General features: G+C 34.7%; 14 protein-coding genes and 1 pseudogene. 1 reads left to right on the top strand and 14 read right to left on the bottom strand.

What is annotated here, in order from left to right; all coding sequences use genetic code 11:
• Positions 1-127 precede the first annotated feature (127 nt).
• Together FHY47_RS02785 and FHY47_RS02780 are read right to left on the bottom strand one after the other, a co-directional pair.
• Complete coding sequence (locus tag FHY47_RS02785; protein WP_148629608.1) at positions 128-2,434, bottom strand: SEL1-like repeat protein; 2,307 nt, start codon at positions 2,432-2,434, stop codon at positions 128-130.
• 37 nt (positions 2,435-2,471) lie between these two features.
• Positions 2,472-4,223, bottom strand: coding sequence for an Hsp70 family protein (locus FHY47_RS02780; RefSeq protein WP_066099917.1), 1,752 nt, complete (start codon positions 4,221-4,223; stop codon positions 2,472-2,474).
• A 388-nt stretch (positions 4,224-4,611) separates the two neighbouring features.
• Between FHY47_RS02780 and FHY47_RS02775 the strand changes: the two genes are divergently transcribed.
• Positions 4,612-4,869: a hypothetical protein gene (locus FHY47_RS02775; RefSeq protein WP_148629607.1), complete on the top strand. Its 258-nt coding sequence runs from the start codon at positions 4,612-4,614 to the stop codon at positions 4,867-4,869.
• A 113-nt stretch (positions 4,870-4,982) separates the two neighbouring features.
• Here FHY47_RS02775 and FHY47_RS02770 read toward each other — a convergent pair whose 3' ends face one another.
• From FHY47_RS02770 to FHY47_RS02725, 12 genes and pseudogenes are all read right to left on the bottom strand, one after another.
• Positions 4,983-6,263: an ADP-ribosylglycohydrolase family protein gene (locus FHY47_RS02770; protein WP_148629606.1), complete on the bottom strand. Its 1,281-nt coding sequence runs from the start codon at positions 6,261-6,263 to the stop codon at positions 4,983-4,985.
• A 530-nt stretch (positions 6,264-6,793) separates the two neighbouring features.
• Positions 6,794-7,648, bottom strand: coding sequence for a malate synthase (locus FHY47_RS02765; RefSeq protein ID WP_066099925.1), 855 nt, complete (start codon positions 7,646-7,648; stop codon positions 6,794-6,796).
• A gap of 754 nt (positions 7,649-8,402) precedes the next feature.
• Entirely contained in the window at positions 8,403-9,593 is a 1,191-nt protein-coding gene (locus tag FHY47_RS02760; protein ID WP_066099928.1) for an NRAMP family divalent metal transporter, read from the bottom strand.
• 77 nt (positions 9,594-9,670) lie between these two features.
• Positions 9,671-10,450, bottom strand: a complete 780-nt coding sequence (locus FHY47_RS02755) for a LamB/YcsF family protein (RefSeq protein ID WP_066099931.1) — start codon at positions 10,448-10,450, stop codon at positions 9,671-9,673.
• Positions 10,443-11,420, bottom strand: a complete 978-nt coding sequence (locus FHY47_RS02750) for a 5-oxoprolinase subunit C family protein (protein ID WP_066099934.1) — start codon at positions 11,418-11,420, stop codon at positions 10,443-10,445. Before FHY47_RS02750 ends, FHY47_RS02755 begins: the two co-directional genes overlap by 8 nt.
• On the bottom strand, positions 11,414-12,130 hold the full coding sequence (pxpB, locus tag FHY47_RS02745) for a 5-oxoprolinase subunit PxpB (RefSeq protein ID WP_140461327.1): 717 nt from the start codon (positions 12,128-12,130) through the stop codon (positions 11,414-11,416). Before pxpB ends, FHY47_RS02750 begins: the two co-directional genes overlap by 7 nt.
• A 167-nt stretch (positions 12,131-12,297) precedes the next feature.
• On the bottom strand, positions 12,298-12,456 hold the full coding sequence (locus tag FHY47_RS18790; protein WP_187393416.1) for a hypothetical protein: 159 nt from the start codon (positions 12,454-12,456) through the stop codon (positions 12,298-12,300).
• An 89-nt stretch (positions 12,457-12,545) separates the two neighbouring features.
• Positions 12,546-13,190 carry a hypothetical protein gene (locus tag FHY47_RS02740; RefSeq protein WP_140461326.1) on the bottom strand — a complete coding sequence of 215 codons (645 nt, stop codon included), beginning with the start codon at positions 13,188-13,190 and terminating at the stop codon, positions 12,546-12,548.
• A gap of 415 nt (positions 13,191-13,605) precedes the next feature.
• Positions 13,606-13,902, bottom strand: a complete 297-nt coding sequence (locus FHY47_RS02735) for a DUF2087 domain-containing protein (protein ID WP_262365956.1) — start codon at positions 13,900-13,902, stop codon at positions 13,606-13,608.
• Positions 13,903-13,924: 22 nt separating this feature from the next.
• Positions 13,925-14,473, bottom strand: coding sequence for a nucleoside/nucleotide kinase family protein (locus tag FHY47_RS02730; protein ID WP_066099948.1), 549 nt, complete (start codon positions 14,471-14,473; stop codon positions 13,925-13,927).
• 356 nt (positions 14,474-14,829) lie between these two features.
• On the bottom strand, positions 14,830-14,982 hold the full coding sequence (locus FHY47_RS19130) for a hypothetical protein (protein WP_262365993.1): 153 nt from the start codon (positions 14,980-14,982) through the stop codon (positions 14,830-14,832).
• Positions 14,983-14,991: 9 nt separating this feature from the next.
• Positions 14,992-15,390, bottom strand: a pseudogene (locus FHY47_RS02725) (thioredoxin family protein); the annotation flags it as partial.
• Positions 15,391-15,418 lie beyond the last annotated feature (28 nt).

Raw genomic sequence — 15,418 nt, 5'->3', positions numbered from 1 at the left:
TTATTTTCATATAGAGCTAACTATACCATTACCAATTAGATGGTATTAAAGTTAATTTAACGTATTATTTATTGAATCATTTCTTGTATTAATTAGCAAAACGACTAACCCAAGGTCAAAAAATAATTTATGGGTTCTTTGTCTCTATAAAAAGAGAGGTAAACGCGACTTGCAGCAATGTAGTAGCTATTGGCAAGTCCCCGTTATTTTCAGCCACTAATGCACAAGTTAATGAACCGTACAACAATAACACCGCAAATACATATACGGTTAACTTTCCATTAAATAACCGATTAATTATTTTTGTAGTATTAATTATTGATACGATTATCAACAAAAAAATACTTATTCCAATATACTTTAATACACTAAACTCTGTTAATACGTTTTCTGCAGACCACTGGATAGCATAATAGATACCTGATGCGAATAAATAAGTTTTTACTCCGTCAAAAATGATTGTTTTAACATTGACCTTAATTGCGTCATTTGGACTATGAACTTCCTTAATAATATATAGAGGAAACAACACTATTAAATATATTCCCACAGAAACCCAGTTTACTCCATAATTTAATAGGAGGGATAAAAATTCCGGGATTTCTCCAACGTCTGCTTCAGTTAACCAAGGTTTAATTAACCCCTCCGTGTAAAACAACAAGAAACAAACACATCCAAACAATAATATCGCTATGGTTAATATCCGCTTTTTATTTAAATATATATATTGTACAATCTTTGCCTGAAGTGTCCTTATATTATCAAACTTGATTAGTTGATTTAACCATGATGGATTTATATAGAAATACAAGCTTGTAAAGATCATCCATGCAAATAATATCCCAAAATAGATTAATACATTAGCTATATTAAAATCAGTTGGAAGAACTTCTTGTAAATAATACAAAGATACTAAACACAATAAAATATAAGAACCTGAAGTTATCCCAATCATTATAATTGGCCTATAAGTAATCTCTCGCTCTATTTTTCTTATTCTTCCTTTAGCCGTTTCATCACTTACTTTGTTGTAATGAACCAGTGCTTTTTTATAATTCTTAGTAGTGCCTTTCCCTTTATAATAACAGTCACCTAAATCTAAATGAGCTTGATTGTAAAAATCATTCGAAGCATGCAAATTATTGACAAATTCCTTTAAATGACTAAAACCAACTTGTTCATTTTTTACGCAACCCTCTCCACTGAAACACATCTGACTTATCCGATACAACGAATTTTTATTATTTCCTTTTTTAGAATTGTTTTTATTTATCGCCTCTTCATGTAATTTTATTGCCCTATTCAGATCCCTAGGAAGGCTATCTGTACCTGTATAATATAATTCAGCTAATTCATACAGTGCATAACTGTGATCAATAATATTAGATTCTTTAAAATGCTCAAAAGCTTTATCAAACTCTTTATTTTTTAATGCCTCACGACCACAATGATACTCATAATCTTTTATAGAAAGAACTTTTTGCAATGTTTGTTGAGTATCTTCCTCTCCAAAATCCTTATGCCCGACATTGGCGATATAATAATCCGTAACAGGAGAAATACCTTTAATGCCAAAATACTTGTGGTTTTTTAATAAAAACAAGATGAATTTTTTTTCATCGATACCTTCTTCTTTTACTTTCTCCAATAAAATATCTTTGAAATAAATGGTAGTAATATCCTTATCTTTCATATTCAGTAATAATTGGATAAACATTGAATATTTTAGAAAATGTTTATATTCCTCATAGTGATCTTTGAAATCATTTGTTAAGAACACTTCTTTTTCAAACTTTTTCAGGATATCCTTCTTATTAATATATTTTTTATAACTACTATCATTTGGGTGCTCATCATATATTTTTTGTAAATCATCTTGTTTTTGCTTGATTTTATTTTTGACTGTTTCATAGTTTACTTTTTCATCAAATCCAAAAGCAGTAAATAAATTCACTTCTCCTAACTGTTTCAATTCATTTTCATAAATGGCTAGCTTATTAAGTAGATTCATTGATATGGCTTCATCTGGTCTTTCTTTAGCTTTAAATATCTCTTTGACTATTTTTTCAATTTCCGATTCATCTAGATATTGATGGTATTGTTTCTTTAAAGCTTCAAGATCCATATCCTCTTCATTAGATTCGATTAATCTAGTTTTTAGTTCCGATTGCTTCTCCTCTTTAATTTTCAAGTAATACCGTTGTCGTTCTGTCGGATTTTTTAAAATATCAAATTCATGTGCTTTCAATCTCTTTAAATTTTCAGACGCTTCATCGCTTTTCTTACCTAAATGTTTTAGCTTTAATTGCTTCCATCTGTTTTCCGTTTCTAAAAAAGCTTTATTTATTTGCTCTTCATACTCAGAAGTAGGATTTAATATCAGCGACTCATCCACTTTAAGTTTAAACAAATCAAAATAATTATCATTCGTCATATCAATCACCACATTCCAAGGTTGTATGATTTTCTTCTTAATTGAATGATTGGTGTTTATTACGTTCTATAGCTCGTTTTGTTTCCTCAGTGGATAAAGAGTTCGAAACATCAAAAGTACCATTATACATACTATTTGTTTCTTTATGAAAGGCACTAACTTCCAATAAACCAGCACTATTCATGCGAAGTGTGATCTCAATAGGTGTTCCCTTCGGCATGCTATTTGGAAACTCAAGTATTCCTGATCCAATTTTATTACCTTCTTCAAGTTCAGCCTTTGCACTCATAGTAAATGATTCATATACGTCAATATCCACTCCAACTTGCCCTTCATCCATCGTATAAAACATCAGGGTTTGTTTTTGTGGAAGTTCATCATTTCTTTTTATAAAATTAAAGATTACTAGTTTATCTCTGGAAGAGCTTTCATAGGCTGCTGTTCCGTATGTTCTTGGAGAAACATTTGTAAAAATCATGCCACGCGATTCTTGCTTTTGAACCATATGTCTTGGCAGTACATCTTCATACTGTTTGATTATGCTTTCATTTCCCTCCTGAATCGCTTCTTTCACAAAATCATAATCTTGCTCGCCAACTGATTTTTTTACCAATTGCCAGTCTTCTTCACTGAATTCCACATAATCATTGCTTGCACAAATGGCCGCTCCCTTTGCAACAGCCTCATCCAAGTCTGCTTCTTTTGCTTTAATACCATATTTACTCTGAATTAATTTTGATACTTGAGGCATTTTGGAAGAACCCCCGACTAATAATATGTCGGTAAGTTCTTCATGAAGATATTTATTTATTTCTTCATTCGTTATAGCTTCAATATCTTTTCCATATTTTTTCGCTGCAGCAATTTTCAAACATTTATCTGTATAACTAATACTTCTTTCTAATAGATCCTTCGTTTTTTCATCAAATTCGTTGCGTGTCATCGTAAAGTTTATTCGTCCTGAATCACCAATAATCATAATTGGTGCTGATTCTCTGTTGCTCAGAGTTATTTTAGTTTGTTCCGCCTTTAAAAATAACTCCTGTAAGATATCCAGGTTTTCTCTAGGGTCTTCACCCTTTTCTTCTATATATTTTTCAGCAAAATATTGAACAAGTGCATCATCCCAATCTTTCCCGCCTAATGTATGACTACCATCTGTACAAATAACTCGCGGAATACCATCGTGGACTTCAATAATCGTAACGTCAAATGTACCTCCGCCTAAATCATAAACCATAACGGTTTGTTCTTTACCCTTATTAACATGAGCATAATTTAATGCTGCAGCTGTAGGCTCTGGGATAATATTCATTACATTTAAACCTGCAATCTTGCCTGCAGCCTTAGTTGCCTCTCTTTCAGCCATACCAAAATAGGCAGGACAGGTAATCACCACATCCTTAATATCTGGATTTCCATCACTTAATTTCCCTATTTTCCTTAGCTCAGCATTAGCATCCTTGACTATTTTCGTAAGAATCTTTGCCGAAATCTCTTGTGGAGACATACTTATTCCATGAATTGTTCTCATAATTGGCGCCTTTGTTTCATCGTCTATTTTCCCCATATCACGCTTAATAAAGGCTACCGTATTATCCGGTTCAGATACCAAGCTTTGTTTTGCTACTTCTCCTACTACAATATTTTCCTGTGATTCAAAATAAACAACAGATGGTGTTGTAGCATTGCCTTCTGCATTTTTTAATACAATTGGATTTTGGTTTTCATCGATATACGCCACACATGAAAAAGTTGTTCCCAAGTCAATTCCTAGTCCTTTGACCATTTGCCCTCTCTCCTTCACATTAGCTTGTTTTCGATTTTATAAGTCTATTTCTCTTAATAAGAGCATTTATTCTATATTAATATAATTTCTCTAAATTCTTATAATTAAACGTTAATTCAAGTTATTTAACGATTTTTTATACCTGATTGGTTGGTCAGATTAAAGTTTGTAATTATATAAAAGAGAAAAAGTGAATTAACAGCTACGGTATCAAATATCGTATATTAATTTTTATAACGAATAAAAACACAAAGGCTTTACTGCCATTGTGCTCTTAGAATAATGGTTCAAACTTATGTATATGTTGTAATCAAGCACTTGAATTTGTTTATCCATCAAGCAACACTTATAATAAACCTGATTCTATACAAATAAAGGAGTTTCTATCGTGATTGAATTTTACAGCTGGCCCTTATTAAAAAATTATTTAATAACAGAATACGATTTTCAGAAGCACGGACTTGAAGAAGCATTCAGCACATTCGAAAGAAAGGTAATTTTAAAGCATGGATTAACAACTAGTGCTCAGCCTGCCACTTTTCCTTTTAATTGGTTAACAGAAGATGGAGTGGATGTGACACTTAACTTTGCCTTTATCTTTGATGAAGAGGAAGAAGAAAAAAAGTATGCGATTGTTATGTATTGATACATATACGTGAGGATTACGCCCAGATGATTATTTAAAATACTCTGGATATAATCCTTTATTAATTACACAATATTGGTACTTAACATTCTTCTTTCCGGATACTCACCAGTTTAACAAATTCCATTAATACCAGTAGAATTATTCTCATCAATCGTTTTCAACCTTTTTAGCCACTTCACCATGCATCCATCCTCAAAAAAGCTTAGCAGAGCCCCCTCACTGAATCGCTCCGCTCGAGTGGCACCCATAATGAGTGCAAGGATACATTGGGCATCGAGAGAATCCTCATCCGCATTACGCATTGCTTCCTGATTCCATTTAAGACCATTCCTCTCCAAAATATCACTGTAACTGGTCAAATTGTATTCCGGATGGGATTCGGAAAAGTGATAGAATTCCTTAACAAATAAATTTATAAGCTTTTTATACATGACATATGGCATTTGGATGGATTGCCCTAGTGTTTCATTATACTCTCGATCTATAAACCATTCACCAAAGGAACCCGTATCACAAATTTTAGGTATATATTTTGTTAGTACTGTGAACTTACCAGAGTGATGTTCGTTCTTATAAAGACACCAGTCATCGTAAATAGACTGCAGTTCATCATCCAAATAGGTTAATACCTTTTCCTTCAGGGTTTCAGGTACTCCGTAATACGCTTCCGCTATAGCGCCGGTAATGGCTGCCAGAGTATCACTATCTCCACCAATCGAAATGGCATTACGAATTGCATCTTCAAAGGACGTTGATTCTAAAAAAGCAACAATCGCTTGCGGAACGGTCTCTTGGCATATCTCATTAAACACGTATGTGTCTCGGATTTGATCAATTGAGAAATCTAAATGATAGTAATAACCATTAATCCTATTTTTAATTTCACTTTTGGTAAATCCACGTCTCGCCATAAATATGGCTAGAGCGGTAGCCTCAGCACCCTTTATTCCCTCTTCATGATTATGGGTTGTTCTGGTAACAATCTTAGATAAATCCTTTGCTTCATTCTCGGTTCTGGCTAAAAAACCTACAGGACTTATTCGCATCGCTGCCCCGTTTCCAAAACTGTTATAAGGTTCGGGATTATCACTGAAGACCCATTTCGCAAACATCCCACCAAACCCACAATTCGGATATTTACGCCCCAATTCTTGCATAAATGTAATCGACATACTCTCAAGCAGTGTCTCGTACTCACCGTCATAATCCCTTGCAGTGATAGAAGAGTGAATAGACCCTTCTGTCTCCATAAAAGCTTTAGCAATCGCAAGAGTCATAATGCTGTCGTCCGTTACTCGGCACTCTTCGGTAAACAACTCAAATTCCTTGCTACGATGATTATTAAATTCAAAACGAGATCCAACAACATCACCTATAATCGCACCAATCATAAATAATCCCTCTCTCTCATTACTCAACTCACTATTTCTAGGCTTAAAAAACGAAAGGAAATTTAGACAGACAACTGTAACAACCTTTAAGTCATTAGCATTACCTTGGTAATAAAAAATCAAATTTCTAATGTTCCAGCTTCTCTTACTGAGGTTTCATTGTTCACGAAAACAAATATAGTTTGCAAAAGAGCTATTCAAATTTTTAAATATATCTACACTTCAGTAACCACTCACAGTATAAAATTAATTATATATACGTCTCCACCAATATTTTAATATAACATCAAGTGGTTCATATACCTATAAATCAAAAATCAGATTTTTAATTTTACTTTTTCACACGGCATATAAAAAACCCTAATCTCCGCTCAGAGATTAGGGTACTTTCATTCGAATTAAAACTGTTTCAATCTGTGTCATTCACTCAACCTAGAGTATACTATATGTGTGTACACATGATCCTGTTGGTTTTAATGACATATGCTCGCTATTTTTTATTCGTCTTCAACTAATCTTTAGACTAGCGTCTAAGTACGCATTATAGCGCCATTAGGCTTTGGTATATCTTGTTCCATGATCTGATTCATTTTACAAAAATGATTAAAGAATTGCTGTGCAAGTTCTCGTTCATTCGGGTCACTTTTCAACGAAATGATAGCAAGTAAAATTTGAGCCATCCATAAATTATCGAAATAACGGTATTTACCTGTATTCCATGTCATTTTTTCTGGATTTTTCTCATTTACATAATATTCCCAGAAAGCCAACTGATCTGATTCCTCTTCTGTAAGTTGGATTCTGTATTTTGAATGAGCAGGAATAATTCCATCTTCACACATCTTTCCGACAAAATTTTCATGCACCATATAGACACCTAAGATACGTCTGTCTTTTTCAGACATATTGGAATCGACTGCAGTTAACAGGACAGCGCTATTTTGATGTAAACGGACTGGCTTGTTCGGATTTCCTTTGTTTTTACCGCTTTTTATTACACCCGAAAAAACCTTCCACTCTGAAAGAGAACTATTCTGTTCTTCTGTGTCACACCAAAAAACCATTTGTGATTCAGGATGTAGCTTATGATGCTTCATAAGTTTTTCGTGTTCTACGCGAAGTTCCTGTTTTTTTCGTTGTAGTTTTTTTTCTTCTTCCTTTTTCCATTCTTCCTCTTTTAGTTCGTCTTCCTTTTTTTGTATAATTTCTTCGAGTGACTTAGCATCACTTTTATCATGTAGTTTTAGATGCTCTCCAAAAACATCAGGGTAAACAAACATTTTATTTTCCGATTCGAAATTTATTTCAATTTTAGACTCATTATGCCCAACTATACTACCCGTTCCAAAACGTTTGTGTGTAACTTTCTTATTGATTAGATTCATTATTAAAGTCCTCCTTGTATATAAAAACTCGTTTACTAATAAAGTGAAACTTTGCTCGGTGAAGGTTTTCTTTCATCCCCTCCCGAGCATTCGTTGAACCAATCGGGTTCTTACCGACGCTTATCTCCGCCTTAACCGTGATTGCTTCTGCTTACGTTTGAAGGCGGAGTCTTAGCACCAGTTTGAACGGGATAAATAGTTTATTGAAAATTTTATTCAACTAACTTACTTTAAAGCTTAAAAAACATCTGAATTTTCCTTCGTTTTATAAAAGTATATAAAAAAAAACGTATGCAAATTCTATCTGTAAAGAAAAGTCCAGCGGAATTTGAAATACGATAAAAAACAACTGTAAAACTATTATACCATTTTTTTGATATTTTTACAAATTAATTATTGACAAAACATTTTGTATTGATGTAAAATGAAATTTTATTCCACGCACTTACGTATAATAACCATAAATTTAAGGTGTATAAAAAGGCGCAAAACTCTAAGGAAATCCGCTTAAATCACCGCTGATTACCGGTGATAAACAGGGGTGAATATAATATACAATAAGTTGATTCCTTTCCTGGAAAATTAACCGATGAATGAATCCGTGCCACGAACCATATATGCGGAACATTACATAAAAAGACCCTGATTTTCACAAAGATTATATGAACGAAATTAGGGTTTTGATTAAAATCTAGATGTTATAACTTCTCAATGGATTAAATGATATTGAGACTCATTAATCAAAGATTATTTACTAAAACAATTGTGACAAACCATTAATGAGTGAATAACCTCCCATTATCGCCATACCAATAACGATAACTACACCAAAAACAGTAAGCCATAAAGGCTGTTTATAGTCTCCTACTATTTTCTTCTTATAGGCTGCTATTAGCATAACACCAAGAGCCACAGGAAGAATCAAACCATTTAATGCCCCCACCAGCACGAGAATCTGTACAGGCTGGCCAATTGTCGCGAACACTGCCGTTGAAATAACGATAAAAGCAATGACAAACCATTTTTGATAACGATCAACAAAACTACTAAAGGTTTTGATAAAGGAAACCGATGTATATGCTGCACCTATAACTGAAGTAATGGCAGCAGCCCACATTATGACCCCAAACATTTTATATCCTACATTCCCTGCAGCTTGCTTAAAGACAGAGGCTGCCGGATTACCGGCATCCAAAACAAAGCCCTGTGAAACCACTCCCAATACTGCTAAAAACAAAAATATTCGCATGATGGATGCAATGCCAATGGCACTAACCGCACTCTTAGTAACTTGAGGTAAATTTTGTTTTCCAGTCAACCCGGCATCAATTAATCTGTGCCCACCCGCAAAAGTTATATAACCACCGACTGTTCCTCCAACCAATGTGACAATCGCCAGCAGATTAATCTCATCAGGCCACACTGTATGTACAAGAGCTTTGGCATAGGGAGGATTAGCTGTGAACATTACATAAACAGTAAGAAAAATCATAATAAAGCCCATAATTTGTACAAACCGATCCATTACTTTACCAGCCTCACGAACTAAGAATATTCCTACCGCAACTAATCCACTTAAAAGCGCACCCCATTTTGCATCGACCCCAGTGATTACATTGATACCGAGTCCTGCCCCCGCAATATTCCCAATATTAAATGCTAATCCCCCTAATACAATTAAAGTAGCTAAAAAATAACCTAATCCCGGTAGTAATTCATTCGCTATATCCTGCGCCCTCTTTTCTGATACAGCTATAATTCTCCAAATATTCACCTGTGCCCCAATATCTATAATAATGGATATCAAAATAACAAAGCCCATACTCGCCAATAGCTGTTCAGTAAATACAGACGTTTGTGTTAAAAATCCTGGGCCGATCGCTGATGTGGCCATTAAAAAGGCAGCCCCTACTAAAATACTCAAATGCGATTCTTTCTTTTTCATACGACTCCCCCATCCAGCTTTGGCTCATTAGTTAGAATAACAACCAGCTGTATTCAAATGTCTTCCAAAGAGATTTTTTATATCAATTCATTTATGAAACGATCTATTTTTTGAATTTCGATATCTTCTCTTTTTAATGTTTCTGAGATTTGCTTTGCAAATTCCAACGCGTTTTCTCCATCTCCATGAATACAGACTGTATCTGCTTTTATCGTTATCACCTCATCCTGAACGGAAGTAACCCTCTGCTCTTTCACCATACGAACAACTTGATGAATGGCTTTTGTTGGATCTTTAATCAATGCATTGGCTTCCGTTCTGGAGGTTAATGTTCCATCCGCCTGATAAGTGCGGTCTGAAAAAACCTCACTGGCAGCACGTAAACCAATACGTTTGGCCGCCTTCACCAATTCTCCACCGGATAATCCAAATAAAATCAATTCAGGATCGACATCATATACCGCTTCCGAAATGGCTTCGGACAGAGCAACATCCTTTGCCGCCATATTAAATAAAGCTCCGTGCGGTTTTACGTGCTGTAGCTTGCCTCCCTCTGCCTTTGTAAACGCATATAATGCACCGATTTGATAGATTACCAGATCATAGGCTTCCTCAGGACTAACCCTCATTTCCCTGCGCCCAAAACCTATTAAATCCTGAAAACCCGGATGTGCTCCTATTCCAACTCCCTTCGAAAGCGCTAACCGTACTGTTTTCTTCATTGTCGATGGATCGCCTGCATGAAAACCACAGGCTATATTAGCTGAAGATACATAATTTAGTATCTCTTCATCTCGCCCCAATCGATACTGCCCAAAGCTTTCTCCCATATCGCAATTAATGTCAATCTTATACATATTGTTTCCCCTTATTAAATTTCATCCCAATTCCCCTTTTTAAAATTTTCAGTTGTTTTTCTTGATTAATATAAAGCTGCTGCGCCTCATCCAATGTGACGAATTCAAATTGCAAAGAATCACCTGGTTTTGCCTGGGCAACAACTGGCAAATCAACCGAAATAACTTCTGCTATTTTTGGATAGCCGCCGATCGTCTGACTATCAGCCATCAATATAATTGGTTTCCCATTTGCAGGAACCTGTATCGTCCCAAAAGTGACGGCTTCTGAAATAATCTCTTTCTGCTTAAAAAGTTCAAGCGAGACTCCATCAAGACGATAACCCATTCTATCTGATTGAGGAGAAATTTTATAAGATTGCTTAGAAAAGGCATCTATACTCCTTTTTGTAAATTCTTCAAAATGCCTGCCCTTTAAAACCCTTACCTTTTTACGGCCTTCTGGCTCTATATGCAACAAGTCCGAAGCAAACCACTTCGTGCTAATTACATCCCTCTCAAGTTTTAAAGGACCAGCCCCTAAGTGATCGCCCTTTTGCAAAGGTCTCCCTTTGAATCCCCCTATTTGTGCACGTAAATAAGTGGAATAGCTCCCCATCACTTTTGGAATCTTTATGCCCCCGCGTATTGCTAAATAGGCACGGCATCCTGTCTTAGGCTGGCCGAATGTCAGAACATCCCCTTTTTGAATGTGAATAGGACTTGCCATTTGCATTGGCCTGCCATTTAAAGAAGGGGATAAGTTTCCTCCGCACAAAGAAACTATCGTATTCTCTAAAAATCGTATAGTTGGACCATAGAGGGTCATTTCAATCGTCGGTTCATTTTCATGATTCTGGACCAACAGATTTGCCATTCTATGAGATAACGGATCCATTGCTCCGCCTGTGATAATCCCATATTTTTTAAATCCATACCTTCCTAAATCCTGAATGGAGGTTAACAAACCCGATTTTTCAATTATTAACATTGCCGTTCCCCCTCCAGACTGACATACTCTTCAGGGCTAATTGGTTTAAATTGAACCCGGTCCCCAGCTTGCAATAAAGTGGGTGACGAATCAGTTGGATTAAATAATTTCAGAGGAGTTCTACCAATCAACTGCCAACCTCCTGGTGTTTCAATTGGATAAATTCCTGTTTGTTCACCAGCAATTCCTACCGTTCCCGGGGGTATATTTTGTCTTGGCGATTTTCTTCTTGGTGCTGAAATTTCCTTAGACATTCCTCCAATATAGGGGAATCCAGGTGCAAAACCAAGCATGTATATAAGATAATCACCACTTGAATGAATCTCAATAACTTCCTGTTCAGTTAAATAATTATATTTAGCCACATATACTAGATCCGGACCGTATTCTCCGCCATAGCAAATTGGAATTTCCACTCTTCTTTGTTCGTTTTTAATTGATGGTTGAAGACGGTCTAGCAATCTTTTTAATTCACTAGTGATTACTTCATATGGTAGCCGACTTTCCTGAAATGCTCGATAAACATATTCAGGAGAATAAAATAAGGTAAGTGTTGTATACGCGGGAACCACCTCAATCAGCCACTCAGGTTGCTCACTTTCCAATATGTTGCTTATCTTTCGGACAGAGTTATAGGTCTCTTCATCTATCTCTTTGCCAAATTCAATTAAAATTGCTCGGTCTCCAAGTGGATGTAACGAATAATTCAACTACCATCCCTCACCTTCCATCCCATTCAAGAGAAATATGTAATGTTTTGTAGGAATAATAAAAATCTCCAGATATTCCATTATTATACTTTAAGTGTTTGAATTATTAAAATATTTAAATTATCACCATTTATAATTTACTCCATTCGTTATCGTTGTAATTATCCTTACTTCAATTCAATTCTTCTGTTGATAAACTGAACCAAGATAATATCGAACAAGATAGTATGGCAATGATCATTCTTAACAGCAAGAAAGCGAAGTCCTAAATGAAAAAGTAAAAAAGACAGAGAAATAATCTCCCTGTCTTCAATCTTAATATTCATACGTTAATGGCATCATAAACCTTTATTCGATTAGCCCGACCAAAACTAACCTCATAAAAGCTCAACATAAGCTTTTGATTTTAAAGGATTTACACATTACTTGAAGAGTAATTCAGTTTAAAGATGGAAAGTTCCTTCTCAATCTCGCTATCTATTAACACTTCATTTACTGTATCCTCTTTTGGATTAAGTTCTTTATAGGACTCTTTATCGATAATTTCCCTTTTAATCCGTTCAATATGCTTCTTGCAGTTCCCTCTGTCTAACTTTTCAGAAATCACCAATTCCTGTAATGCTATTTTCTGTTTGATAATAAAAGCTTCTCGATTGCTTTTATCATTATCTAAAACACAAAGGGCTTTATTTAGCCTATATTGATATTCTTGGATTCTTTGATTATGCATATCTATTATTTCATTCAGACATTGTAATTTCTGCTGTTCCTTAACTTTTTCTCGAATCATTTCCCTGGCAGCTGTATCTTTCTTATGATCCACATACTGTGTGACTAACTTATTTATACTTTCAATTCGAATAAGCTTGTTCGATTGTTTCATATCCAAGTAATGACCGATTTCTATATGCTTTGCTAATGCTAACTTTAAAATTTGAATGTTCTCCTCTAAAATTTTTATAGCATCATCTAATATTTGGCGGTAATCGTTCAATTCTTCAATAAATAACTCTTTATCTGTTTTGAAAAATCGGGTTATCTTTTTTAATAAGTTTTTCATGCTACCTCACCCTTAGTTGTATAATTTATATAATTAGTTATCCGATACCCTTTTTCGTCGGTCAAAAGAAATGATTGCCGTATAATAATCATATTATGTAAATAAACTTTTATTTCATGCAGTATACTTGTATTATGATTACAAAACCTACTAATCAAATTAGTTTCATTATTACACTCATAGTATAAATATACACTTATTTCAGTTTATCAATCCACTATTTGTTTTCAACTAAACTGCTCTTTAACAGCATAAAAGAAGACCGTCAATTTGACAGCCGTGGACTTTCGCTATAGTTTGATAGAATACCGGTCTCCAAAGGGTGAGACTAAATAGTTCATCATTCAACATAATTTAAATATCCTATTATCCCCTAACATTTTTGCTTGGCTTGCTCAATATAAATTTTATCCATTTAATCTTCTTTTATCCAATATTCCGAACAATCCTTGCTGCGATTCATAAATCCATACACGATAAGCTCTCTTCTAATTGTTGCAAAATCACCGTAAATTGTTTTCAATACTTCGTTAATTTCTATTTCTGAATATACTCTCCCCAGTTCAAAACGTTCACTTATATTTTGTAAAATGATCAGCTTTCTTTTCTCCTTACTCGGAAAAGTATCTAATTGACCACTCAAACCTTCTTTAAAATAGGCTGACAAGACCTTTTGCTTTTCCTCTTCTGTTGTTACATAGCGTATATTCACCATGTTTACCCCCTAAAATCAACTATGTTTCTATTTTTTTAGTAATAATATTTACAATCTCATATTCAGGTAATGTTCCATCTACAATGAGGTCAGAAATCGGTTTGATCGTATTCAACATATGAAGATATCCCCTTCTTCCCCAACCAATGTAGTAATTTAAATCCATCATAATCTCCTCAACGGCACCATTTCTAAAATCTCGAGTTAATCTTCGTGCCATGGCAATATCCAGTGGAGTATCAATAAATACTGCAAAATCAATAATTTCCTTCATTTGACTATGTAAATTAGCGAATGGAAAATCTACTATTATGTAATCCAGCGGTTCATTAACTAACTTTTTTATATCTGTAAGAAGCGGTGATAAATCCCAATCATCTGGATTACCTCTATTATCAATCCAATTAATCATGTCATTGGGACCATTAAAATCATAATCATCAAAGGATAGAGTTCCACTATTTTGCAAATTATTTTTCAGGTAAGAGGTGATGGTCGTTTTTCCTCCACCTGAAACAGCAGCAATTGAAATAACAAACGGACACTTTCTTTTTTTATATTTCTCCAATTCAAAAATCCTTTCATATAACCAGCATTCTATTCCTTTGAGTACTTGACTAACTTTGCAGTTCCACCGTCTTTTATTGACTTTGCAATCCTTTCACATTTTTTAATGGCCCATATATAAAAGCAGGTTTCTTCTTGTTGGGAAGCCTGCTCCTTCTGTCCTTTCCAAAAATATTTTCTCTACACATTCAATTATCTAGATTTTAAGTTCCTAATTACCGAAGCCTGAAGTTAAATGATTGTCAAAATTTTACGGCTGGATTCCATTCTATTGAATCATTGAAGCCCGTCCTTGTATGTCGCCTAAGCTTTTCTCGGTGATATATCCTCTTCTAATACTTTTAGATGAATCACTCGCTACTTAATTTCTTTTAACTTACTAATAATGCTATCTGCAATAACATGCCAAGTATCATAATCCACCGTAAATTTATTTACAAATTCTTTGAACATCTCAAGTTGTTTTTCTTTAAAATCAGGGGCATCTGCGCTTGGTAACTGTGATTTCAATTCCTCAAAGCTTTGTTGAATTTTAGCAGCGCGTGGTCCCCAGACGGTTAATTCATTTCCATCCTCATCTATGAAAATAAAAATCGGGATCGATCGAGCCGTTCCATTGGTTAAATACTAATCCATTAACTCTAAATTGCTGTCACGCAGGATAAAACGAACGTCGATATTTGTTGCCTCTGCAATACGCAGTAAAATCGGGATATTTACCATTGCATCCCCGCACCAATCTTCTGTCAACACAATAACCTTAATCCCAGTGGGCGGTATAGTTAAAAGCGCCTCTTTACTCTCCCCTGATAGATGGAACGATTCATATACCTTTAGGAGATTTTCTTTATTTGTTTTCATACCATCGATATACTGTTCCGTTGTTAAACCTTTTTCAAACCATTGTTGTAATTCCACCCCTAAAACCCTCCTGTTATCATTATAA

The organism is Bacillus sp. E214 (assembly GCF_008087365.1).
Classification (GTDB): domain Bacteria; phylum Bacillota; class Bacilli; order Bacillales; family Pradoshiaceae; genus Pradoshia.
This window is presented reverse-complemented; position numbering and strand designations above follow the sequence as displayed.